The sequence below is a fragment of the Methylomonas sp. MK1 genome, from assembly GCF_000365425.1.
GTDB lineage: Bacteria > Pseudomonadota > Gammaproteobacteria > Methylococcales > Methylomonadaceae > Methylomonas.
In genome coordinates, this window is record NZ_AQOV01000001.1 from 1,134,990 (window position 1) to 1,159,020 (window position 24,031).

Genomic DNA, 24,031 nt, shown 5'->3' on the forward strand with positions numbered 1-24,031 from the left:
CGCAGCTAGAACTCGTTTTTATCACGCAATTGTTGCAATTGTTTTTTGACGACATGCTTTATCAATAGCTCTCTATCGTCTTCGGTGAGATTGACATACTCGACACAGATAGAAAACGGCCGTTCCGGACTCTCTTCGGCAATATCCTTGCACTGGACGACATTCGCGTAGGCCACGATCACCGCCATACACGAGGTCAGCAGCATCCGCAGTTCCAGTAGTTCGCCGACTTCTATCGGCGTTTCATTGCTAAAAGCCAAGCCAGTCGCGCTGAGACTTACTTCGCGGGTATCGTGTTCGGAAAATTCCTCGCTCTGTGCGCTAATCGCCTGTGCGATAAGGTTGATTTTGGTGTCGATGATCTTCAGATATTCGAACATTTCCGGATCACGTCTTTCCAGGCGCGGCGACAACATGCGCGCTTCCTGCGCCAATACGTCCAAAGCGGACGTCAATGAACAATTGCCCAATACATCATTAGAAACATGACTCAAGGCGTCGACATTTTTTTTGTCGATGACTTTATGCAGCAGATTTATCGTGTCGTTGACTCGAAAATAACGCCTTTTTTCTTCAATTTCATCCGCCATGGTGTGCTCGTCCTCGGTCTACTTAAGTGGGGTAATATTACGAATAAAGAATTTTAGCTTAAGCGGCTTTAACTGTTTAATTCCGCAGCGTCAATCGGAAATAGTAAGGTCGTAACTACGCATCAAGCCGCTAACTTCTGCGCGCGGCAGACGGACGGCAGGCAAGATCAAATCCGTGGATGTTAGTCCGGCCAGCTGCAAAGATTCTTCTTCTACGTACAAATCGTTAACGTCGTAAATTTGCAAGGCCTGGAAAATTGCCGAGGTATCCTTTAAATCTAATCCAGCAGGTTGCTGCTGATTTTTCAATTGCCAAACGGCATCGTCGACAAAAAGTAATGCGACGTGCTGATCAAAAGCGGCCGCAGTCAAAATCGCGTCTAAGGTCTCTTGCAGATGAGCACCGCTGTAAGGCGAGCGGCGCATAATAAATAGGTAGCGTTTCATTCCACAGTTAGCCGAAGACAATACTGCGGTCAGCCAGCAAAGTCGCTTCCAGCCATTGCCCCAAGCCGGCTATCCGAAACCCTGGCGCCGTATCGTCATCCTGCTTACCTTGGCGCGTCGCTTCATCGCGACACAATAACCCCCGGCGCTGCGCCGCAGAGATGCATACCACTAAATCCACACCATGCTGCTCAGCCAAAGCCGACCAATGTCGGGTAATCGAGAATTCGTCCTCCGGAGGATTGGCGTAACGAAACGCATGATAGATGCCTTCCTTGTAAAAAAATACTCGCAGAATTTGGTGCTCGGCCGCCAACGCGGCTTGAATAAACCGATAGGCATTTAGGCCGACATTGGTGGCGTAAGGACTGGCATTAACTTGTACGGCATATCTCATCGCGCTGTAAAATAATCGTTAAACTCAATATTCGGCGTATTTTAATACGAGCACACTCAAACTGCCCGTTTTTGCCGTGCATTGTTTTGCCATTGAACCAAATTTATTGCTTCCAGTCCGAGCTTCCATGACACTTAAGCCTCTTATTTTCAGCCTTGGCCTGATCCTGTTCTGTTCGTCGCCAAGAGCCTTGGACATCGAAAAAATCCAACTGCCCGAAATGGGCGATTCTGCCGGCGCCATCATTTCACCCGCACAGGAAAAGGAATTCGGCGAAGCATTTTTTCGTAATTTACATCAACAAACCGAGATTAATCAGGATGTGGAAATCCAACAATATATCCAGAATATCGGCCGGCAATTAGCATCCCATAGCGATACACCGTCCAATCCCTTCCACTTTTTTGTCGTGATGGACCCCAACATCAACGCTTTTGCCGGCCCGGGCGGTTACATTGGGGTCAACTCGGGCTTGATTTTGTTGACCGAAGCGGAAAGCGAACTGGCGTCGGTAATGGCTCACGAGATCGCTCACGTCACGCAACGCCACTTGTATAGATCAATCGAAAAAGCCAGCAAAATGTCGATTCCAACAGTCGCGGCCACGTTGGCGGCCATTTTAATCGGCACCCAGTCACCCAACATGGGTCAAGCGGCTTTAATGGCCATCCAAGCCGGCAATATTCAGTTTCAAATCGACTTTACCCGCGACCACGAAAAAGAAGCCGACCGGGTGGGCATGCAAACCCTGGCAGGCGCCAATTACGACCCGCGCAGCATGCCGACTTTTTTCGAACGCTTGCAGCAATCCACCCGTTATTACGGCAAAGGCGTACCTGAATTTTTAAGAACGCATCCGGTATCCGAGAACCGCGTCGCCGACACCCGCGGCAGAGCTGAAATCTATCCGTACCGACAATATCCGGACTCATTAGCGTATTTGTTGACCAAAGCCAAGCTTGCCGTACTATCCGCGCAGGACAAACGCACTCCGCTACAGCATTTCACTACGCTCGAAATGCAAGGCACGCCGGAGCAAAGAGCTGTGGCCCGCTACGGCATGGGTTTGGTGTATTTGGAAAATCAACAATACGCCGCCGCCAGCGAAATTTTTCAAAAACTCACCGAGCAATATCCACGGCAACCGCAATATATATCGGCGCTGGCCCGCACGGCCATGGATGCGCACGACTACGAAAAAGCCGGCAAATTATTTGAAAAAGCGATTAATACCTTCCCCAGCAACGACGCGCTGAAAATCCAATATACCCGCAGCCTGGTCAAGAAAGCTCAACCGCAACGCGCAAAACAAGTGTTACAAAGCTTGTCGGACGGCGAGAAAGACCAGCCGTATTATTACGAATTACTCGCGCAGATTTTCGCAGACCTCAAACAGCCTGGTGAATCGCATCGCTACATGGCCGAGTACTATTACGCCAGCGGCGAAACCGAAGCGGCAATCATGCAAATCAGATTGGCAAAACAACAGAACGATCTCAGCTTTCAACTACAGGCCATCCTCAACGAACGGCTAAATTTCTTTCTCAGCGAGGAAGAATCGCGCCGAATGGAACGCTAAAACAAAACATTAGAAAAGCCTGATACAAGCTAAGTTTCTGTTTAAGAAAATTAATTTCGTGGCGAAACCATTTCCCGAAATAAAACTGTTTTTTTTGTTGGACACCCGGTTTTTTTTAAAATACACTTCGCCCACCTTGAATACGGAGTGCGTTCAACCTTAACGGGTTGTATCTTTGAGGGGGGAGGGAAACAGCCTGTAAAACGGCTGATAATAATAACTATAAAATAGTAATTGCTTGACTAAACTGCCCTAAGGCAGGCGTCCAACACTATAACAATAATAATTACAACAAACAGGACGGGCCCGCGTATAGCGGGCTTTTTATTGCCTATCGTTTTACACTCCCCTCCTAGCCGCTTGCAGCCTCGATTGGCCTAAGTGCGTCATTTATCTTATAATTCAACCTTGTCCGCTCGATACTGTTACAGTCTACCGGGCAAAGCTCCCCCGCAAACTCAGATAAGGTTTAATCATGGCACGCGTTACCGTTGAAGATTGTTTGGAAAATGTTGAAAACCGTTTCAAATTGGTGTTACTCGCCAGCAAAAGAGCACGACAGTTGGAAAAAGGCGCCGATGAATTCATTCCGCGAGGCAAAGACAAAGACACTGTCCTGGCACTTCGTGAAATTGCCGCTGGCTTTGTTAACGAAGAAAATATCGATCGTTTGCATCGCGCGGGATACGTTTCGGAAACCCATCTGGAAATCTAACGCCCATGCCCGAGATAGCTGTCAAACCCGCACCAGCGCTACCTGCTATCGAGCATCCTGAAGAAAAACTTCTTCACCAGCTCTGCGAGATCCTGCGCAGCTATCTCGACCAAGAACAAATCAACGATGTGATCCGCGCCTACCATTTCGGTGCGGCCGCTCATTCCGGGCAATTCCGCAGAAGCGGTGAAGCCTATATCTGCCATCCGGTATCCGTAGCGATCACGTTGGCCAGCATGCACATGGATCACCATGGCATCATGGCGGCCATTCTGCACGATGTGATCGAAGACACCCCAATCAGCAAGGAACAACTTGGCGAGCAGTTTGGCGTCGAAGTGGCCGAATTGGTTGATGGCGTGACCAAACTGTCCAAAATTGACAGCCGCTCCCGTGCCGAAGCGCAAGCGGAAAACGTCAGAAAAATGTTTCTGGCCATGGCGCAAGACCTACGGGTAATCGTGGTTAAACTCGCCGACCGTTTGCACAATATGCAAACCATGGGCAATATGCCGGTCGATAAAAAACGCCGCATTGCCAAGGAAACGCTGGAAATTTACGCCCCCATCGCCAATCGGCTGGGCATGAACGACGTGCGGCATCAGCTGGAATCGTTGGGCTTTAAAGCGCTCTATCCCAACCGCTATACGGCTATCAATAATGCCGTGAAAAAATCGCGCGGTAACCGCAAGGAAATCATCGACACCATCCAGAATGCCATCCAAAATCGTCTAAACGAATCCAACTTGGACGGCGCAGTAGCGGGCCGAGAAAAAAACATCGCCAGCATTTATCAAAAAATGCTCAGTAAACGGATTTCCTTTACCGACGTTTTTGATGTCTACGCTTTCCGCATTTATTGCCATCAGGTCGACGACTGTTACCGGGCTTTAGGCTGCGTACACAATTTGTATAAACCCGTTCCCGGCCGCTTCAAGGACTACATAGCCTTGCCCAAAGCCAACGGCTATCAGTCGCTGCACACGATATTGATTGGCCCTTACGGCGTGCCTATCGAAATTCAGATTCGCACCCACGAAATGCACCGTCTTTCGGAATCGGGGATTGCCGCACATTGGCTATACAAATCCGACAACGATAAAAGCGAAACCATCCAGGCCCGCGCCAACGAATGGCTGCGCGATTTGCTGGAGATTCAAAAATCCGCCGGCGATTCGCTGGAATTCATCGATAACCTAAAAGTCGATCTGTTCCCGCAAGAAGTTTTCGTGTTTACCCCCAAAGGCAAAATCATCAAGCTGCCGCGCGGCGCGACTATTGTCGATTTTGCTTATCTGGTACATACCGATGTCGGCAACGCCTGTATTTCCGCGCGCATCGACAAGAAACTGGTGCCGCTGCAAACCAAGCTGGAAAACGGTATGACGGTGGAAGTCATTACCGCCACTTGGGCCAGACCGAATCCCCTTTGGCTGAACTACGTCACCACAGCCAAGGCCCGCAGCTGCATCCGCGCCTATTTGAAAAACTTCAACCAGCAGGAAGCGATCAATCTGGGCCGCCGCCTGCTGGAAAAAGAATTGCAAAGCCTGGGCATTCAACTGGAAAATGTCGATAACACCCGTATCATCCAGGTATTGCAGGTATTGAAAAAACACTCGATGAACGAGTTGCTGGAAGACATCGGCCTGGGTAATCGCATGCCTTTCCTGGTGGCCAAACGAATCAGCCAAACCGACGTTAACGCGGCAGTCAAACTCGACGACAACGAATCGACGCATAAAACCCCTTTAATCATCAAAGGCACCGAAGGCATCGTAGTGAGCCTTGCCAAATGCTGCCGGCCAATTCCCGGCGACTCGATTATCGGCTTCTTCAACCCCGGCAAAGGCATCGTCGTCCATCATCACGAATGCCGCAACAGCAACGAAGTCAGAAAAAAACAGACTACCTGGCTGGATGTGGAATGGAGCCCGGAAGCCAGCGGCGAATTCCCCGCCGAAATTCGCATCGAATTGTTAAACCAACGCGGTTCGCTGGCCACCATCGCCTCGACCATCTCCAGCATGGATTCCAATATCGAAAATATTACCGTGGTCAGCCAGGATGATCGGGTCTCGGTGGATTTGCTGACCTTAGCCGTGAAGGATCGCGTGCATCTGGCCAATATCATCCGCAAGCTGAAAAAACTCTCCATCGTTTTAAAAATTACCCGCATCAAGGCATAGCATGAACAAGGAAATCATCTCGACGCCATTGGCCCCGCAAGCCATCGGCACCTATTCGCAAGCCGTCAAAGTCGGCGAGACGGTTTATTTATCGGGGCAAATCCCGCTTGACCCGGAAACCATGCAAGTCGTCGACGGCGACATCGCCGTGCATATCCGCCGAGTATTCGATAACCTGAAAGCTGTAGCCGAGGCTGCCGGCGGCGATTTCAACGACATCGTCAAACTGAATGTGTTTCTGACCGATTTAAGCAATTTTCCTATCGTCAACGAAATCATGGCCGAATACTTCAGCCAACCCTACCCCGCTCGCGCCGCGATTGGCGTTGCGGCATTACCCAAAGGCGTCGGCGTGGAAATGGACGGCGTGATGGTATTGCGCAACGAATACTACTGATAAAGCCAACGGGGCGCTTTAACTGGCCTCATTTGTGTATTCATGAATCATCCGGAACCGCATAACCAGCCGGTCACCACGCTGACAGGCATCGGTTCTCAATCCGCCGCCCGCCTGGAAAAACTGGGTATTAGTACTGTCCAAGACCTATTGTTCCACCTGCCCTTGCGCTATCAGGATCGCAGCCGCATCGTGCCCATATCTCACTTGTTACCGGGCATGACCACCTTAGTCTGCGGTACGGTCGAATTTACCGACAGTATCCAGCGTGGCCGGCCCAGCGTGATTTGCCGCATTGCCGACGACAGCGGCAATTTGTCGATCCGGTTTTTTCACTTCACCGTCCAACAAAGCCAACAACTTAAACCCGGCACCCTGCTCGGCTGTTTCGGTGAAATCCGTTACGGTTACAACGGCCTAGAAATGGTGCATCCGGAATACAAAATCGTTTCTGCTGCCGAGCAACTCCTGGAAACCACGTTGACACCGGTTTACCCGCTGACCGAAGGTATTTCCCAATCCGCATTGCGTAAAGCCATCAAACAGGCATTAGCACTATGTTTGGCAAGCGACAACGCGATCACGGACTGGCTACCGGCCAATTTGTTGGCCGAGTATGGCTACCCTACGCTGAACGACGCGCTGCAAACTCTACACAATCCGCCACCGCAGTTATCGGCGGAGATCATCAGCGGCGGCTCCCTGCCCGCCTTAAAACGCCTGGTTTTTGAGGAATTTTTAGCCCACCATCTGGCGCTACTGCAAGGCAAATTGGCTTATAAAAGCTGGCAGTCGCCGGTTTTCGAAATAAACCAGGCTGCGAATCAGGCATTTCTGCAAGGCTTGCCGTTTCAACTGACCGCAGCACAACAGCGGGTTTGCACCGAAATCGAAAGCGATTGCCGCCAAGCACAACCGATGCTGCGCCTCGTGCAAGGCGATGTCGGTTCCGGCAAAACCGTAGTGGCGGCTCTGGCAAGTTTGCTGGCGCTAAACTCGGGTTATCAAGTCGCGATCATGGCACCTACCGAATTGTTGGCCGAACAACACTTTCGTAACTTCAACCTATGGTTCGCCGAGACCGGCTATCAAGTGCTGTTTCTGACCGGCCAATTAAAAGGCAAATCCCGGCAAGCCACTTTGGAAGCGCTAACCGACGGTTCGGCTAACATCGTGATTGGCACACATGCGCTATTTCAAGACAGCGTGCATTTTCATAAACTGGGTTTGATCGTCATCGACGAACAACACCGCTTCGGCGTCCATCAACGCTTGGCCCTGCGCGAAAAAGGCCAACATGGCGGCTTAAGACCCCACCAGTTGATCATGACCGCCACGCCCATTCCGCGCACCCTGGCGATGCTGCAATATTCCGACCTGGACATATCCATCATCGACGAGTTGCCTCCCGGCCGTAAACCCATCGCCACCAGCGTGATTTCCTCGGAACGCCGGGAAGAGGTCATCGGCCGCATCGAGCATTGGGTTTCGCAGCAACGCCAAGCCTATTGGGTTTGCACCTTGATCGAAGAATCGGAAGTTCTGCAATGCGAAGCTGCCGAAAAAACCGCCGCCTATCTATGCCAAGCCTTGCCGAATGTGCGCGTCGGACTGGTCCATGGCCGGATGAAAGCCGCGGAAAAAGACGCGGTGATGCAAGCTTTTAAAAATCGCGATTGCGATTTATTGGTCGCCACCACCGTGATTGAAGTCGGAGTGGACGTGCCCAACGCCGGCCTGATGATCATTGAAAACCCGGAGCGTTTGGGCTTGTCGCAATTGCACCAATTACGTGGTCGGGTTGGCCGCGGCAATCAAGACAGCTATTGTCTGCTGTTATACCAGTCACCGCTCTCGCAAGCCGGCAAGCAACGACTGGCTATTCTGAAAGAAAGCAACGACGGCTTCGTCATCGCCGAAAAAGACTTGGAACTGCGCGGCCCCGGCGAAGTCATGGGCACTCGCCAAACCGGGCAGATTCAGTTCAAAATCGCTGACTTGAGCCGGGACTGCGACTTGCTGGAACTGATCCCGGCCGCCGTGCAATTGATCCATCGCCAACACCCCAACGCCATTCAACCGCTGATCCAACGCTGGATCGGCCATAGCCGCCATTACGCCGAGGTTTAACGCTTGCCCGACAAAAGTTTTCTATTCAGCCGTCCGCCCATCTGGAAAAGCCACGAACAGAGCAGCCAACGGCAACTGCCGGACAATTTGCAATCCTGGCTTAATGAAACCGGCTCGCTGACCAAACGTCTGCGCGGCATACACGGCAACCGCTTCGGCGTAAAAGTACTGTTCCACCGCTGGAAACCGGCTTTCATAGACGAATGCCGCCTATTGGGCTTGCCGCCCTGCCGCTACCAATTGATCCGCGAAGTGCTGTTGCACGCCGATGACGAGCCCTTGGTGCTGGCCCGCACCATCCTGCCGGAACCCACCATCGAAATCGCCCATCGCAATTTATCCCATCTCGGCACCAGGCCCTTGGGTGAAGTGATTTTCGCTTATCCTGATTTGGAGCGCCGCCAGCGACAATTTAGCCGGGCCGATAGAGGTATTTGGTCGCCAGGTCTGCAAACGGCGGTTGGTGTTGATGATGCTATCTGGGGACGCCGAACTGTCTACGCAATCCATCGGCAACCGTTGCTGGTGGCAGAGTTTTTTTTACCTGCGGTGCTGACGCCGGCAGTTGAACACCCGCCGGAAACCGTTAAGCCGTTTATTCAAAAATCTTGAATATCACTTCGGCTACCGACGCCACTAAATCGCCATCCACGCTTTGTTCGCCGTAATTTTGTTGCGGCCTGGAATAGTCTTTCCGAAAAGCATTTTTGAATTGCTCGGCACTGGCTTTTTCTTGTTTGACAGCGATTTTTTGCTGATTCAAAATCTGGCCGCCGGCTTTTTTCCACTCCAACAGGTGGCTGATTTGCCCGCCGTCCAGCCAGATGCCATGGCTTCTGCATTGGTCGATAATCACGCCGCTGCGATAGCCGTAGATCACCCGATTCATTAACACCTGGCACACCGGGCATTTCAGATATTTTACCGTAGCATTTTTCGGATACCGGTCTTGGTTGATGTTGCTCAGCAGTTCTAAATTAACGGTAACAACCGGCGCTACCGCGCTATCCAGCAAGGTTTCTATTTCACCGGGATCGAAAAATAAGCCATAGCAGTTGGCGCACCGCTCAATATGCAAGGCACCAGCGGCATCCAGACTGATAGTTTGCAGGCCTTGTGCGCACTCTGGGCACACGCGCTCGCTGGTGGAATCGATCACTTGGTAGTCGTGCTTGCCTTGCAAATCAATATCGTTGCGGACCCCGCAATAACTGCAATATTGCGTGTTGGCTGGTAAGGGTGCGGAACAGCTGGTGCAGTTGGCCATGCTAAAACTTATCCAATATTTGTTGTTTCTTGGCGGCGTATTCGGCTTCGTTAATCAGCTGCGCCTCAAACAACTGTTTCAGCTCGGTCAGCTTGGCGACGGTTTGATTACTATCGGCAGCAGCCTGATTAGTCGTTGCACCCAGCGATTGCGCCATGCCTTGTCCCAAGCCGATGCCGGCCCCCATCCCCATGCCAAGACCGGCGCCACCACCTTCGTTGCGAGCTGCGTCGCGTAAGGCATCCAGCTGTTGCACCTTCGCATAATCCAGACCCACCGCTTGCGCGGCTTGCGCTTCAGCGGTCAGATCGGCAATCCGATTGATGCGGCGCAAGGTATCTTCATCGAAATCGGTACCTTCGATGCGAAAATCGCTAATGCTAAAACCCAGCTTACGAAACACGATGGCCAGTTTAATGGCTATGCCCCGAGCTATTTCGTCACGGTTGGCGTCAATGTCTGCAAAGCTATGCTGACATTCCGCCAGATAATCGGAAATCGGGTTGATGATTCGCGCCGAGAGAATATTGCGGAAATCGTCTACGCGCATTTGGTTATGGCTGCCAACGATATTGACGAAGAAATCGCCTGGGTCGGCTATCTGATAGCTATAGTTGCCGTAAGCTTTTAGAGCGACAGGAAAATGATATTTAGGGTCCTGATATTTAATCGGTGAGGTAGTGCCCCACTTCTGATCGAGAATCTTGGTTTTGCGGAAGAAATAAATCCCCACCTTATGTTCACTCTCGAAAAACTGCATGAATTTCTTGATCGTGGTCCAGAACGGCACGTTATCGGTCTCTAGGTTGATCATGCACTGTTCTTCGATAATTGCCTTAACCTGGCCCTGATACACAAAAATACAGCCCTGTCCCGGACCGACGATCAATTTGGAGGCATTTTTGATTTCGTCGCCGTTTTCAGTCCATTGCGCCAACAACAGATCGGGGTCGGGATTTTCCCACTCGATAACCGAACGCAGCTGCCGTTTGATACCGTCTATAAATGCCATTACTACCCTCGCTGGACTGGAGAAGAATTGATTAATTGCGTAACATCGCGGTTTAAGTATGGCAAAAAACTGGAGTTGCGGTGGCAATCAGAACATATAAAGGTAAACAGCCTGACATCGGCAAAAACGTGTACATAGACGAAGCGGCGGTCGTGATAGGCGATGTGACAATTGGCGACGATGTATCGGTGTGGCCAACCACGGTGATACGCGGCGATGTGGAAGCCGTCAGCATCGGCGACGGTACTAACGTTCAGGACGGCGCGGTATTGCACGTCTCCCACGCCGGCGACTATTCTCCACAAGGCCATCCGTTAACAATTGGTAAAGGCGTAACCATCGGTCATCGTGCCGTGGTGCACGCCTGTACGATAGGTAATTATTGCCTTATTGGCATAGGCGCTATCGTTATGGACGATGCCGAATTGGGGGATTATGTGATGTTGGGTGCGGGAGCGCTGGTGCCGCCCGGCAAGAAGTTGGAAGGCGGTTATTTATATGTTGGTGCTCCGGCCAAGCAGATGCGGGCACTTACCGACGAGGAAAAAAATTTTCTGGAATATTCCGCCAAACATTACGTGAAGTTGAAAAACGACTATTTAGTCTAATCAGCGTGAATTTCAAACTACATAGACTGTATCGGTGTTTTGCGTCCAACAGCCTATTTTTATAACTAGCCGGCGTTACTTAAATACCGGCTAGCTCGTTCCGGGCATAGATTAATGAATGTGCACTTCCCGCGATTTTGATTTATCACTCCTTGCCAACGTGTAGTCGTCCTGGTCGCCGAGCATGGGCGTACCATCACTATTGAGCTGTATCAATGTCCCTTCGTCTTTGATGCTGAATTTGCGATTCAGATCGTTTTTATTGGAGGTTAACGACAGTATGCGAGTTTTGTCATCCCAGTCGTACTTACCTTTCTCGTAAAACTCTCTGGAAGAGGCTTTTGCGTATTGGGTGACCAATAAATAATTGTTCTTTTGTTTCAAGGACAAGGTCATTTTAAAGCCGTCACAATCTTTTTCCTTACACGGCAAGTATCCGTAAAAAACTCCACGAAATCCCTCGGTGTTTTCTGCCAGATTGGCATGAGCGGAGTGATCCATATCTTTCTGATGAATCATTTCCCGCGCTTTGAGGGTTTTTTCCTGGAGTTGCTTGTCGGATTCCGCCCAAGCCGGGTTGAGCGCCGGAAGCAATGCACCTAAAAAAATCACCGTCACATTTTTTTTAATTTTTCTAGTCAATGTTTGCATATGAGATTTTTCTATTTCTGTTATTAAAGTAATTAGACAAGATCAAAACCGAAGACTACCAGGATAATCGTCAATTTCAACTTCGCGAGTATTTTATCGCCGATATACACTCCGTTTTCCAAACTTTTCAAATAAAAGGCCGCCGGTTTTTCAAGCCAAACCGCGCCTGGTCAGATTGGGGAAGCAGATGATAGCGCATAATCCAAGCGCTATTTGCGGACGGTCTTTGCGAAAACAATGGCAAACGCATAATATTGATACGATATTTGTTTGACAAGCCCGCTCATTTCTTTTATTGTTTCGATTCGCTACCATGAAGCGGTCAGGAAATGCCTAAATCAGGCTTTTTCAATCTGGCACTGCTTATATGGAGGTGTAACGCAATTCCTGGCTGATGCATTCAATGCTTTCAGCGAAATATTCGATCTGGCTCAGCGGCATGCCTTTGGTATCGGAGAAATCGCTGTAATTGACGTCAAATCAGTGCCGGCCCCGTTATAGGGCGAACAGGTTTTTCAATACAAATTCGGTTCGGCACTGACCGATTTACTATTACAAGAGGTAAAACCATGACAGAAGTAAAACAAGAAAAAGATAACTTCGTGTTGTATGTGGTGCTGGCTACCGCAGTTGTTGTTGGCGCCATCCTGGCGGTAAAAATGAGCGAAAACGAAAAATTTGCCCCCATCAAGGACCAAATTGCCGAAGAGAATCGCTTGATGAACATCCGCGTCATCGGCAACCGCGAGGATTAATTATGATGAAAACAACTTTTATCGGCACCCTGTTAGCCTCTTTATTGCTGGCCAGCCCCGTCCAGGCTACCGAATATATTTACCGAGACATTATGGCGAACACTCTGGCCCCAGAGCATTGCCAAGTTGAGAGCAAAGCTAAGGAAAATGCTGCCAAAAACTACAATATCGACAGATTCAGTAAAAAGTTTTGCCAATCCCAAGGTTACGGTTGGCATGTTGATGAGATTAAAAGTACTGGCAATACGGTTTGCGACACCTGCAGCAACCCACAGGAAGCCAAATGCCGTCAGCAAGATGTCGTAGTTAGTTGCAAACGGATTAAACCGGGTACGGTAGGTATGCTGCCCGGCAAAGGATAATCTAAAAGCACACCCTAGGGATCGGCAATCCCGGATTTTCCACACCTGTCGCCGCCGGAAAACTAAGTTTACCGGCGGCCCAGCCAGCCTGAATCAGGGTTGCAACCATTCGATAATATGATCTTCCAGATCGGTGACTTGCGATTCCTTAATCGCATAACTGCCGATAGACACCCCAGCCTCTTTCACCGACTCGCTAGTCCCGCTAATCAAAGGATGCCAGTTGGGCAATGGCTCACCGTCGGTTAACAAACGATATGCGCAGGTTGACGGCAACCAGTTGTACTCGGCGAAATCGTGCTGCTTCAAATCGATACACTCCGGTACCAGCGTACAACGCTCGCTATAACGCGTGCAACGGCAAGTGTCCAAATCGATCAAATCGCACGCCACGCTGGTAAAGGCAATTTCGCCCGTGTCTTCGTCCTCCAGCTTATTCAAACAACACTTGCCGCAGTTATCGCAGAGCGATTCCCACTCTTCCGTGCTCATTTGCGCCAAAGTCTTGGTTTCCCAGAAATTCATCGTCTTATTGCGGTTTAAGCTGGCGCAACTGATAGTGCAGCACCGCCCAGGAGCCAACTACCGCTAACACGGATGAGATCATCAATAGCAAAATAAACTCCGAGAAACTCAAAAACAGTAAGTCGAAAGAACTGTTGTACAAGGTCGATAGTTTCTCCACCGGTGTTTCCAGGATCAATAGCATGATCGTCATGATCAGCCAACCGAGAAAACCCGAGATAAATCCCAACCAAAAACCAGTGTATAAAAATGGTCGTTGAATAAATGCATGGGTGGCACCGACCAATTTGGAAATAAACACTTCATCCTGGCGATTCTGCAATTCAAGACGAATGGTATTGCCGGTAATGAATGTAACCGCAAAACCCAGCAACAAGCTGACCAACATCACGCCACGGCTGGCGATCAGCATGATGGTTTGCAGGCGCGCCACCCACTGCATATCGACCTGTACGAAATCGACTTGCGGGAATTGTTTGAAATCGGCCATCAATTTTTCGATGTCTGCGTTGTTTTCCAGCGCATTTTTCGGCACTACCTGAATCACACTCGGCAAGGGATTGCGTTCCAGCGCATTCAACGCATCGCTGAAGCCGCTATTGGCTTTGAACTCCTCCAACGCCTGTTTCTTGCTGATGAATTTGACTTCCATGACACTACCGTTTTGCTGAATTTGCTCGGCGAGTTTCTGCCCGGCCGCGTCAGTAATGTTGTCGTGCAAAAACAGCGACATCTGATTGCTGGACTCCAAATTACCCGTCAATTGCTGAATATTGGCGACGACGATATAAAAGCTGCTAGCCAAGGAAATGGCGATAGCCAATACCAGAATGGTCATGGCAGAGGTAAAAGGCGTGCGGCTCAAACGACCCAGGCTGGAAAATAGGCCGTGAGCATGATTAAGCAAATAAGCTTGGAATAACTCCACCAGCCTGCTGCCGGCTTGTTTGCGGTGATTCTGTTTCATCGTCAACTCGCAACCAAATGGCCTTTATCGAGCGTCAACACTCGATGGCCGAGATGATTAATTAACTCTATATCGTGGCTGGCTATCAAAACCGTCACCCCGACTTGCTTGAATTGCTCGAACATGAACATCACTTCAGCGGACAGATCCGGGTCCAGGTTACCCGTGGGCTCGTCCGCCAGAATTAATTTAGGTTTATTAACTATGGCTCGGGCAATACCTACGCGCTGTTGCTCCCCTCCGGACAGCGCCAAGGGATGTTTCTTTTCCTTACCTAACAGACCCACTTTATCCAGGGATGCGCGCACCCGCCGCGCCACTTCCTGATGGTTATAACCTGAAACAACTAATGGCAAGGCCACGTTATCAAACACGGTTCTATCATTCAGCAATTTGTAATCCTGAAAAATCAGGCCCAAATTGCGACGCATGTAGGGAATCTTCCGCTCGCCGATGCGAGTAATATCCTGGCCGTCAAGCAACACGCTGCCGCGCGTGCATTGTTCCATCATCGCGATTAACTTCAGCAAGGTACTTTTGCCCGCGCCGGAACGGCCGGTTAAAAATGCCATTTCGCCACGATGCAAGTGGAAACTGACATCAGTCAAGGCCTCACCTGCATCGGGATAGCGTTTGCTTACGTGTTCGAATCTCAACATGGGATCAGTCTGTTACGCTTCATTCTTGCACAAATAGGGCGTCGACAAAGTTTTGCGCATTGAAATCCTGCAAATCGTCTATCTGCTCGCCCACGCCGATAAAACGAATGGGGATATGCAGTTGATTGGCTAGCGCGAAAATAATGCCGCCCTTAGCGGTACCGTCCAGCTTGGTTAAGGCAATGCCGGTCAGTTCCACCGCTTCGTTGAATAGTTTAGCCTGCGACAAGGCATTCTGCCCGGTGCCAGCATCCAGTATCAGCAATACCTCGTGTGGCGCAGACTCGTCCAGCTTGGTCATAATGCGTTTGATTTTTTTAAGCTCGTCCATCAGATTGGACTTAGTATGCAAACGGCCGGCGGTATCAGCTATCAATACATCAACCCCTTTGGCTTTGGCGGACTGCAGGGCATCGAAAATGACCGATGCGGAATCGGCCCCGGTGTGCTGGGCCACGACTTGAATATCGTTACGCTCACCCCAAGTTTGCAATTGCTCGACTGCCGCGGCCCTAAAGGTGTCGCCCGCCGCGAGCATCACACTATGGCCCTGTTGTTGCAGGCGTTTGGCCAACTTGCCGATAGAAGTTGTTTTGCCGGCACCGTTAACACCCACCACCAGAATCACGAAAGGGCCATCCTGTTCAGGAATTTGCAGCGGCAAGCTGCAAGGCTCCAGCAAGGCTAATAAGTTTTGCTTCAAGGTTTGGCTTAACACCTGGCCGTCGCTGAGCTGATCGCGCTCCAGACTATCGGTCAGTTGTTTAATCAATTGCGTGGTGGTTTCGATACCCAAATCGGCCATTAATAACTGGGCTTCGATGTCCGCCAATAATTCCTTTGTAACCGCTTTTTGCCCGAATGCCAAACTGCTCAGTACTCCGCCCAGGCCGGTTCTGGTTCTTTTCAGCTGGGTGGTCAAGCGCAGATATAAAGAATCTTCAGTGCTTACCTGAGGTACTTCCACCGGTATTTGTTCAGTTGCAACAGTCTCGACCGCTTCGAAGGTTAGACTTTCATCCTCGGTTCCGATGCTATAACGGCTATAAAACAGAATCCCCAACAACGGCAACATCAGCAAAGCCGCGACCGCGTTATGCGCAACCGCCAAAGCCAAAGGCAACTGGTACTTGACGCTAAAAATCCCCAGCGCAATTTGCACTAATAACAGCAGGCTCAGGATATTCCCCGCTAAACGCACCGGTTTTGGGTAACGTTCCGAAGTAGCCGACAACATCAAAGCACTGAGTACCAAGAAAGTAAAAGCCGCCAAGACCCGATGCAACGCCTGAATCGCCATTTTCGCATCAGCGGAAAGACCACTGTCTCTGAATAGATCCAAGATGCTCAGATAATCGGCACCCGGCAACCATTCGCCATTGCAGCGCGGAAAATCGCTACAGGCCAAGCCGGCATAGTTGCTACTGACCCAGCCACCCAACACAATCTGCGCCAGTAAGACCAGCATCGCCAAACCAGTAAATAAAGCCGGGCCGCTTCGAACCGGCCTTAGCTCAGCGGCCGGGTTAAGTCGTAAATAACTCCAGCCCAAGGTCCAAAATGTGAAAAACCCTAGTAATAGGTGAGCAGTCACAACTCCTGGTCGTGTGCCGGAAGCGACGGCCCACATGCCCAAACCGGCTTGCCCGGCAATCAAAAGCAATACCAAGGCAGTCAGCATCACCGCAGGCGAACGTGGTTTTTCCTTCCACGCCAAGCCGAACCAAACCAACACCAATATCGCCAGCCCACCCGCTAAATAGCGGTGAGTCATTTCTTTCCAGGCTTTTGCCGTATCCAAGGCATATTGCGGAAATCCTGCGGCAGCGTCGGCTTTGAATTCGGCGCTGTCACTGACGAAAGCCTTGCCGTAACAGCCGGGCCAATCCGGGCAGCCCAATCCGGCATGGGTTAGTCGGACATAAGCGCCGACGATAATGACTAGCAGCGCCAAAAACGCGCAGCACAGAGTTAATTTTCTGAACATGTTTCTAACCGATTTGTGAAATTCTGAGTAACTTGCTTAAGTCGCTTTTGACTTGATAAGGATCGTAACCTGGGGCGTATTGCATCATGAGGTTCCCCAGTGGGTCCATGATGATCAGCATACCTTCCGGAAAAGGCTGTGCGCTTAGTTGTTTTAATTTTTCCTGCAACGAGACAGCTGGCAAGGCTTTTAATAAACGACCGTCGTCGCGCCATTCGGCAGGCAGCTGATACGTTTTGTCGAACAGCACGGCCAAGCGCCGGATCCGGGCAATATCCTTACCCATCATTAATGTTAGTTGATGCGTTTTGTACAAGGCATCGCGACATGTTTCCTCGCAATTCTGCGGCACCGGATTGACTAATACCCAGTGGCCTTTCAACTCCTGCATGTTTTGCGCGGAAAATGTATCGTAGCCGGAGAACTCATCGGCTGAGGTAACTTGCGGTGGATTGATCAGCGCGCCATTGTTGGTGCCTAATTTAACTATCTCGGGATTTTTTGCCAAAAACCAAGCAAACCCAAAGGGCACGATGGACATGGCAAATATCACTATGATGGTGATGCGGTTTTTTTTATATTGATTATCCACGGTTTATTTTTCGACTACTGATCCAAATAAATAGGGCTGTTAATGTCAGCGCCAATCCGAACCATTGTACTGCATAGGCTCTATGTTTTTCAGGCGGGATTGCGACGGCGATCTTCCATTGCCGTTGGTAGCCCTCGGGCTGCGCCGGATCAAGCTCGATCTGATAATCGGCCAACGCATATCCCAACTTATCCGCCAAGAGTTTGCTATCTAAAACTTGTACCCTGACCGGCCAAGTCTCCCCTGGAATTTCCGCACCCTTTAATTTCAGACCAGGCTCCGGAAAACGGTTGATTCTGCCACGCACTTGCTGCGCAACCATGCTGATACTGAGGTCCGGCAACACGTCACGGGAGGCGCCTAACGCGACCCAGCCGCGGTTAACTAATATGCCAGGCTGACCGCCGTCGGGCAAAAACGGCGTTAAAACCAGGTAGCCGGGTTTACCGTTCAGCATTTGGTTATCCAGCAAAATCTGTTGACTAGCATCGTAATGACCACTCACTAGCACGGGTCGATAGCGTAAAACATCCTTATCGATTTCAGTTTGCCGAGTTAAATCCAAGGCTTCCGCATTGGCAGCATCTTGCTGTTGCGCCAATAAAATCGTCTTCTGTTCGCCGCGTCCCAATTGCCAAACGCCCAGACTACAAAGCAAGCCGAATAACAGCAGATATCCGATTAGCGCGAGGAATGAGCAACGGAAGTCGATACCCATCGTGCTAAATTTGATCATAAATGAAAGCTCCAGTATGAATATGCACTATTGGCAAGCGTACCCGAATCGCCGAGAATGCAGGTTTTTATTTATTAACGCCGCCATGTTCATCAAAACGCTCACTATCGTCGCCTTCCTGGCCATCGTCTTCAGTCTTGGTTCCGCGCTGTTTCATATTGTCAAACACAAGGAAGACAGCGATTCGGCAAAGACTGCCAAGGCGTTGACCATGCGGATCGGCCTGTCGCTGGCTTTGTTCATTCTGCTGTTCATCGCCTACGCCACCGGGATAATTCAACCCCACGGCATCGGTGCGCGCATGCATACCAATCAAAACCCAGCAACAGCAACTTCAGACCGATAAGAACCGACAAAAAAAAAGCGCGATCTATACAGACCGCGCTTTTTCCGGTGTGGTTAATCGGTGTTACATCATGTAAACGAATACGAACAGACCCAACCAGACCACGTCAACAAAATGCCAATACCAAGCGGCTGCTTCAAAGGCAAAGTGGTTTTCCGGTGTGAAATGACCTTTCCAGCTTCTAAACAACACTACCGATAAAATAATCGCGCCGACGCAAACATGAAAGCCATGAAAACCTGTCAGCATGAAGAAGGTTGAACCATAAATACCTGAGCCCAATGTCAGACCCATTTCGTGATAGGCTTCGTAATACTCAGTCGCTTGAAATCCCACGAACAAAAAGCCCAAACCAACGGTAGCGATTAAACCTTTTATCAGTTGGTCGCGATTTTTAGCTAGCAAGCCGTGATGCGCCCAGGTGCAGGTTACGCCACTAGACAAAAGCAACAGGGTATTCAGGAACGGTAAACCAAAAGCGCCCATCGGTTCGAAATCACCACCAACCTTACCGGGACCATTAGTCGGCCAAACTGCTTGGAACGCCGGCCACAAAGTATCGTGTGTCGAACGACCAGGGCCACTTGGAAGGCCTGTCTCGCCCAACCAAGTCACGGATAAATTACGGGTGTACCAAAGCGCGCCGAAGAAAACGGCGAAGAACATGACTTCGGAAAAAATGAACCACATCATACCCATCCGATAGGAAATACCGACGCCATGATTGTACATACCGGATTCGCTCTCGGTTGACTGCAAGGCAAACCACAACCCCAGCATCACCAAAAAAATTACGAAACCCGTCAGCATCATCCCGGAACCTATCGACGAACCGTTCAAATGATTAGCAAACCCGGCCAGCGTCATCATCAAGCCGCCGGTAGCTAAAACCGGCCACACGGCTTTATGCGGTATGTAATAACTATCGTGTGTAGACATATCCTTCCTCTCTATTTTTTACTGATGTTAGTGTTATCAAAAAAAGTGTATGCAAGCGTGACGGTCTTATAGCGTTCGGGTAACGTCGGTTCTACAACGAAACGGACCGGCATGGTTTTTTCTTCGTTCGCAGCAAAGGTTTGTTCGGTAAAGCAAAAGCACTGAGTTTTTTTAAAAAATTCTGCGGCCAGGCCCGGCGTAATACTGGGTATGGCTTGCGCAATCATCGGCTGATTACTCGTGTTTTTCGCATAAAAATTAACCGTGTAGTACTCACCCGGATGTACTTTCATGCTTTTCACTTCGGAGCGGAACAACATGGGAGTGGACTCGTTTAAGGATGTGAGAAACTCTACTGTCACCTCCCTACTTTTATCCACCTCATACGCCGTTTCTTGAACGGCTTGACCTTCAACCTTACCGTTCAAGCCGGTCAAATCGCAAAGCACATCGTAAAGCGGCACCAAAGCATAACCAAAACCAAACATGGCAATTGCGACAAGCGCCAATTTACGGACCAACTTGGTATTTTTTTGCCCAAGATCCTCGCTCATTGCGAGATTGCCTTAATGACCGCAAATACGTATATCGTGAAGGCCACAGCAAACAACACCAAAGCCGTCAAAATGTTTTTCTTTTTTGTATCCATTTCATTACCCAATAAGCCATGTCAAACGACATGGCTTATTTCAGTCACTCATTTCAAGCTTTAAAAATGCTCGGTAGGGATTCTCGCCGGCGGCGTGCTGAAGGTGTGATAAGGCGCAGGCGAAGGCACTGTCCATTCCAGACTGTGTTTGCTAGCATCTTCCCAAACCTCGTCGCTCACTTTTTCGCCGGTTCCACCACGAATGGTGTCGATGACAATGTACACGAACAACAGCTGGCTAAAACCGTAGATGAACGCACCAATACTGGACACCATATTCCAATCGGCGAATTGAATCGCATAATCGGGGATACGACGCGGCATGCCAGCCAAACCCAGGAAATGTTGCGGGAAGAACAAAATATTCACCGATACCGCCGACAACCAAAAATGCAGTCTGCCGATTTTCTCGTTGTACATATTACCGGTCCATTTTGGCAACCAGAAGTAACCGGCAGCCATCAGGATGAAAATAGACGCAGGCACCAAGGTGTAGTGGAAGTGGGCAACGATGAAATATGTATCGTGGTATTGAAAATCCACCGGCGCTACCGACATCATCAAGCCAGTGAAACCACCCATGGTAAATAGCACTACAAACGCAATCGAAAACAGCATCGGCGTTTCGAACGTCATAGAGCCCTTCCACATGGTCGCGGTCCAGTTGAACACTTTTACGCCGGTCGGAATCGCAATCAACATGGTGGCGTACATAAAGTACAACTCACCGGCGACAGGCATACCTACAGTAAACATGTGGTGAGCCCAAACGATGAACGACAAGAACGCAATTGCGCCAGTCGCATACACCATAGAGGCATAACCAAAAAGTGGTTTACGGGCAAACACCGGAATGATGGTAGACGCCACACCAAAAGTCGGCAGAATCATCACATACACTTCAGGATGACCGAAGAACCAGAATATGTGCTGATACAACACCGGATCGCCGCCGCCAGCCGCATCGAAGAAGCTGGTATCGAAGAATTTGTCGGTCAACAACATGGTTACCGCACCGGCAAATACCGGCATGATAGCGATCAACAAGAAGGCAGTAATCAACCAAGTCCACACGAACAAAGGCATTTTCATCAAGGTCATGCCTGGTGCGCGCATGTTGAAAATGGTGGCAATCACATTGATCGCACCCATGATCGAAGAAATACCCAGCAAATGCACAGAGAAAATAGCGAAAGGAAACGATTTACCGTTTTGAAAAACCAACGGTGGATAAAAAGTCCAACCGCCGGATGGTGCACCACCTTCCATGAACAAAGTGCTGGCCAACAGTAAGACACCTGCTACCAACATCCAGAAGCTCATGTTGTTCATCCGCGGCAAGGCCATATCCGGCGCGCCGATCATCATCGGAATCATCCAGTTGGCCAAGCCGACGAACGCCGGCATTACCGCGCCGAATACCATCACCAGGGCATGCATGGTGGTCATCGAATTGAAGAAGTTAGGATCGACAAATTGCAGGCCAGGCTCGAATAACTCGGAGCGAATGACCAATGCCATGGCACCGCCGACAAAAAACATTATCAGACCGAATACCAGATACAAGGTGCCTATATCTTTGTGGTTGGTGGTAAATATCCACCGTAAAACGCCCTTTTCGGGGCCGTGATCGTGGTGATCGTGATGATCATCATGTTCAGCTACGACAGCAGTCATACTTTATACCTCAGCAAAAATTAGAAAATGAGTTCATTGCGAAAATCAGTGAATTACTCATCATCGTCCCATTTGGGTGTGATTTTATTAGGCTGAATCTCATCACCCACGTTGTTACCCAATGCCGGCGCGTTTCTGATGTAAGTAATCAGCTCGGCCAATTCGTCATCCGGCAATTTTTTGAAGGCCGGCATTTTGCTCGTACCTGCCTGAATAAAACCAATCAGCTGATCCATGTTTCCAGTGACTTTCTCGCTACCCCTCAAAGCAGGGAACCAACCGGAAATACCGTTACCATCGATCTGGTGGCAAGCCACGCAGTTTTTCAGATACACAGACTCGCCTTTTGCCATCAAGGTATTGCGGGTTTGGTCGCTCAAATCAGGTTTCTGATTTTGCTTTTCCAAAGTCGCTTTAACCCAGGCATCGTATTGATCCTGCTCCATCGCAACCACCACCACGGGCATGAAACCGTGGTCACGACCGCACAGCTCAGTACATTGACCACGGTAAGTGCCGGGTTTATCGACTGAGGTCCAAGCTTCGTTCACAAAACCGGGGTTGGCGTCTTTTTTCCAGCCCAGATCAGGAACCCACCAGGAGTGAATCACGTCGGCAGCGGTAAACAGAAAGCGGATTTTCTTGCCGACCGGCACGACCAGAGGCTTATCAACGTTCAACAAATAGTTGGGGACGTTATGCGGATCCATCGTGCTGACCCTATGGGTTTTTTCGCTGGCCTCGTCTAAATGGCTTTCGAAATGCACGCCGCTATCCAGGTATTCGTATTCCCAATACCATTGTTTACCGGTGACTTTGATACTCATCTCTGAGTCCTGCACCTTGTCCAAATCGATCACGGCTTTGGTGGCAGGAATCGCCATACCCACCAGAATCAGCGTGGGAATGATGGTCCAGATGATCTCGACAGTCGTATTCTCATGAAACTGCTCGGCTTTATGACCCTTTGATTTACGATGATGATAAATCGAGTAAAACATAGTGCCGAACACCGCGATCCCAATAAACACACAGATCCACAGAATCAGCATGTGCAAATCGTAAAGCTCGTTACTGAGTTGCGTCACGCCTTTCATCAGGTTGAGTGTATAGTCCGCATGCGCAGTCCCCAGGCCTAAAGCCATCAAGACCAGACAAGCGAGCAGTTGCTTTGTTTTCTTCACGGAGCAGCCTCCCCATTAGTAGTTATAAACTTGTATGCGTTATATCTTCGTAATATCGTCGCACGACATCAAAGGCGCGAACAATTCCATTTACTGATAATTATCATAAATTAACTGGGCAATTTTAACCCATGACTCACCCACAAACCAGAAGAGGTTTTCCCGTTTGTAAAAAATACACATAAAAAAGGCTTGGGAGCATCGCTGCTCGCAAGCCTTTTGTTGCATATTAGAGACAGATTTATGCTGTCATTACTTTAATGCGTCTGCATAAGCCATATCGAATTTCGGAATGTGGTTATCCAGCCAGCCTTTCACCAATTGACCGACGTCCTCGGTGACTTCTGCTTCACCGGCATGGAATTTTTTCTGCAAATCCGCGCAGATACCGATCAATGCTTCATGCTCGGCTTTGTGTCTATCATAACCGCCAAAGCCTTTAGCAACCATTTCCCTTTCTTCGTGCGCAAAGTGATCGACCACATAGGTAATCAATGCATCCAGCGAAGCGCCAACAGTAGCGCGCGCCGCGCCGCCCGTGGCTTCATCGTACAGTTTATTCAGCAAACCGAACAAGGTTTGATGCTCTTGGTCGGCAAATCCGACATTAGTGCCATATTGAGCCGCAGTCCAAGTAATTAAAGCCATATAACGTCTCCTGGTTGTTTTTG

27 protein-coding genes are annotated in these 24,031 nt (G+C 49.7%); 10 read left to right on the plus strand and 17 right to left on the minus strand.

Annotated features, from left to right (window positions below; genetic code table 11):
- Window positions 1-5: 5 nt before the first annotated feature.
- From G006_RS0105190 to tusD, 3 genes are all read right to left on the minus strand, one after another.
- Window positions 6-590 carry a PilZ domain-containing protein gene (locus tag G006_RS0105190; RefSeq protein ID WP_020482108.1) on the minus strand — a complete coding sequence of 195 codons (585 nt, stop codon included), beginning with the start codon at window positions 588-590 and terminating at the stop codon, window positions 6-8.
- Window positions 591-680: 90 nt separating this feature from the next.
- Window positions 681-1,037, minus strand: a complete 357-nt coding sequence (gene tusC / locus G006_RS0105195; RefSeq protein WP_020482109.1) for a sulfurtransferase complex subunit TusC — start codon at window positions 1,035-1,037, stop codon at window positions 681-683.
- A gap of 7 nt (window positions 1,038-1,044) precedes the next feature.
- The gene (gene tusD, locus G006_RS0105200; protein WP_020482110.1) at window positions 1,045-1,434 is read right to left on the minus strand and encodes a sulfurtransferase complex subunit TusD; all 390 of its coding nucleotides are present in this window, start codon (window positions 1,432-1,434) and stop codon (window positions 1,045-1,047) included.
- Window positions 1,435-1,561: 127 nt separating this feature from the next.
- Between tusD and G006_RS0105205 the strand changes: the two genes are divergently transcribed.
- From G006_RS0105205 to G006_RS25010, 6 genes are all read left to right on the plus strand, one after another.
- Window positions 1,562-3,013 carry a M48 family metalloprotease gene (locus G006_RS0105205; RefSeq protein ID WP_026146858.1) on the plus strand — a complete coding sequence of 484 codons (1,452 nt, stop codon included), beginning with the start codon at window positions 1,562-1,564 and terminating at the stop codon, window positions 3,011-3,013.
- 475 nt (window positions 3,014-3,488) lie between these two features.
- Entirely contained in the window at window positions 3,489-3,728 is a 240-nt protein-coding gene (gene rpoZ, locus G006_RS0105210; protein ID WP_020482113.1) for a DNA-directed RNA polymerase subunit omega, read from the plus strand.
- A gap of 5 nt (window positions 3,729-3,733) precedes the next feature.
- On the plus strand, window positions 3,734-5,917 hold the full coding sequence (locus tag G006_RS0105215; RefSeq protein WP_020482114.1) for a RelA/SpoT family protein: 2,184 nt from the start codon (window positions 3,734-3,736) through the stop codon (window positions 5,915-5,917).
- Window position 5,918: 1 nt separating this feature from the next.
- On the plus strand, window positions 5,919-6,314 hold the full coding sequence (locus G006_RS0105220; protein WP_020482115.1) for a RidA family protein: 396 nt from the start codon (window positions 5,919-5,921) through the stop codon (window positions 6,312-6,314).
- Window positions 6,315-6,356: 42 nt separating this feature from the next.
- Window positions 6,357-8,444, plus strand: a complete 2,088-nt coding sequence (gene recG / locus G006_RS0105225) for an ATP-dependent DNA helicase RecG (RefSeq protein WP_020482116.1) — start codon at window positions 6,357-6,359, stop codon at window positions 8,442-8,444.
- Window positions 8,445-8,447: 3 nt separating this feature from the next.
- Window positions 8,448-9,056 (plus strand): chorismate--pyruvate lyase family protein, encoded by a 609-nt coding sequence (locus G006_RS25010; RefSeq protein WP_020482117.1) that lies wholly within the window; start codon window positions 8,448-8,450, stop codon window positions 9,054-9,056.
- Here G006_RS25010 and G006_RS0105235 read toward each other — a convergent pair.
- The gene (locus tag G006_RS0105235) at window positions 9,040-9,711 is read right to left on the minus strand and encodes a TFIIB-type zinc ribbon-containing protein (RefSeq protein WP_020482118.1); all 672 of its coding nucleotides are present in this window, start codon (window positions 9,709-9,711) and stop codon (window positions 9,040-9,042) included. The genes G006_RS25010 and G006_RS0105235 overlap by 17 nt on opposite strands.
- Before the next feature lies 1 nt (window position 9,712).
- Entirely contained in the window at window positions 9,713-10,723 is a 1,011-nt protein-coding gene (locus G006_RS0105240; RefSeq protein WP_020482119.1) for an SPFH domain-containing protein, read from the minus strand.
- Between the two features lie 80 nt (window positions 10,724-10,803).
- Between G006_RS0105240 and G006_RS0105245 the strand changes: the two genes are divergently transcribed.
- On the plus strand, window positions 10,804-11,331 hold the full coding sequence (locus G006_RS0105245) for a gamma carbonic anhydrase family protein (protein ID WP_020482120.1): 528 nt from the start codon (window positions 10,804-10,806) through the stop codon (window positions 11,329-11,331).
- Between the two features lie 111 nt (window positions 11,332-11,442).
- On the opposite strand, the gene G006_RS0105250 is transcribed toward G006_RS0105245, so the two are convergent.
- Window positions 11,443-11,982 carry a copper resistance protein NlpE gene (locus tag G006_RS0105250; protein ID WP_020482121.1) on the minus strand — a complete coding sequence of 180 codons (540 nt, stop codon included), beginning with the start codon at window positions 11,980-11,982 and terminating at the stop codon, window positions 11,443-11,445.
- A 569-nt stretch (window positions 11,983-12,551) separates the two neighbouring features.
- Here G006_RS0105250 and G006_RS0105255 point away from each other — a divergent pair.
- Window positions 12,552-12,737: a hypothetical protein gene (locus G006_RS0105255; protein WP_020482122.1), complete on the plus strand. Its 186-nt coding sequence runs from the start codon at window positions 12,552-12,554 to the stop codon at window positions 12,735-12,737.
- Window positions 12,738-12,739: 2 nt separating this feature from the next.
- The gene (locus G006_RS0105260; RefSeq protein WP_020482123.1) at window positions 12,740-13,099 is read left to right on the plus strand and encodes a hypothetical protein; all 360 of its coding nucleotides are present in this window, start codon (window positions 12,740-12,742) and stop codon (window positions 13,097-13,099) included.
- Window positions 13,100-13,192: 93 nt separating this feature from the next.
- Here G006_RS0105260 and G006_RS0105265 read toward each other — a convergent pair whose 3' ends face one another.
- The 6 genes from G006_RS0105265 to G006_RS0105290 are packed head-to-tail and all read right to left on the minus strand — an operon-like array spanning window position 13,193 to window position 18,565.
- Window positions 13,193-13,624, minus strand: a complete 432-nt coding sequence (locus G006_RS0105265; protein ID WP_020482124.1) for a YcgN family cysteine cluster protein — start codon at window positions 13,622-13,624, stop codon at window positions 13,193-13,195.
- A gap of 4 nt (window positions 13,625-13,628) precedes the next feature.
- Window positions 13,629-14,591, minus strand: a complete 963-nt coding sequence (ftsX, locus tag G006_RS0105270) for a permease-like cell division protein FtsX (RefSeq protein ID WP_020482125.1) — start codon at window positions 14,589-14,591, stop codon at window positions 13,629-13,631.
- A 2-nt stretch (window positions 14,592-14,593) separates the two neighbouring features.
- A complete protein-coding gene (gene ftsE / locus G006_RS0105275) occupies window positions 14,594-15,250 on the minus strand; it encodes a cell division ATP-binding protein FtsE (RefSeq protein WP_020482126.1) in 657 nt (218 codons plus the stop codon).
- A 19-nt stretch (window positions 15,251-15,269) separates the two neighbouring features.
- Window positions 15,270-17,237 (minus strand): signal recognition particle-docking protein FtsY, encoded by a 1,968-nt coding sequence (gene ftsY / locus G006_RS0105280; RefSeq protein ID WP_020482127.1) that lies wholly within the window; start codon window positions 17,235-17,237, stop codon window positions 15,270-15,272.
- A 4-nt stretch (window positions 17,238-17,241) separates the two neighbouring features.
- Entirely contained in the window at window positions 17,242-17,829 is a 588-nt protein-coding gene (locus G006_RS0105285) for a hypothetical protein (RefSeq protein WP_020482128.1), read from the minus strand.
- Window positions 17,822-18,565, minus strand: coding sequence for an SURF1 family protein (locus G006_RS0105290; protein ID WP_020482129.1), 744 nt, complete (start codon window positions 18,563-18,565; stop codon window positions 17,822-17,824). Before G006_RS0105290 ends, G006_RS0105285 begins: the two co-directional genes overlap by 8 nt.
- A gap of 16 nt (window positions 18,566-18,581) precedes the next feature.
- Between G006_RS0105290 and G006_RS0105295 the strand changes: the two genes are divergently transcribed.
- Window positions 18,582-18,911, plus strand: coding sequence for a twin transmembrane helix small protein (locus G006_RS0105295; protein WP_327036670.1), 330 nt, complete (start codon window positions 18,582-18,584; stop codon window positions 18,909-18,911).
- Window positions 18,912-18,974: 63 nt separating this feature from the next.
- Here G006_RS0105295 and G006_RS0105300 read toward each other — a convergent pair whose 3' ends face one another.
- The 5 genes from G006_RS0105300 to G006_RS0105325 all read right to left on the minus strand — a co-directional run bounded on the left by G006_RS0105300 (window position 18,975) and on the right by G006_RS0105325 (window position 24,008).
- Window positions 18,975-19,850, minus strand: a complete 876-nt coding sequence (locus G006_RS0105300; RefSeq protein ID WP_020482131.1) for a cytochrome c oxidase subunit 3 — start codon at window positions 19,848-19,850, stop codon at window positions 18,975-18,977.
- 11 nt (window positions 19,851-19,861) lie between these two features.
- On the minus strand, window positions 19,862-20,404 hold the full coding sequence (locus tag G006_RS0105305; RefSeq protein WP_020482132.1) for a cytochrome c oxidase assembly protein: 543 nt from the start codon (window positions 20,402-20,404) through the stop codon (window positions 19,862-19,864).
- Between the two features lie 155 nt (window positions 20,405-20,559).
- Window positions 20,560-22,176 (minus strand): cytochrome c oxidase subunit I, encoded by a 1,617-nt coding sequence (gene ctaD, locus G006_RS0105315; RefSeq protein WP_020482134.1) that lies wholly within the window; start codon window positions 22,174-22,176, stop codon window positions 20,560-20,562.
- 53 nt (window positions 22,177-22,229) lie between these two features.
- A complete protein-coding gene (gene coxB, locus G006_RS0105320; RefSeq protein WP_020482135.1) occupies window positions 22,230-23,360 on the minus strand; it encodes a cytochrome c oxidase subunit II in 1,131 nt (376 codons plus the stop codon).
- A gap of 252 nt (window positions 23,361-23,612) precedes the next feature.
- Entirely contained in the window at window positions 23,613-24,008 is a 396-nt protein-coding gene (locus tag G006_RS0105325; RefSeq protein ID WP_020482136.1) for a bacteriohemerythrin, read from the minus strand.
- Window positions 24,009-24,031: the final 23 nt, after the last annotated feature.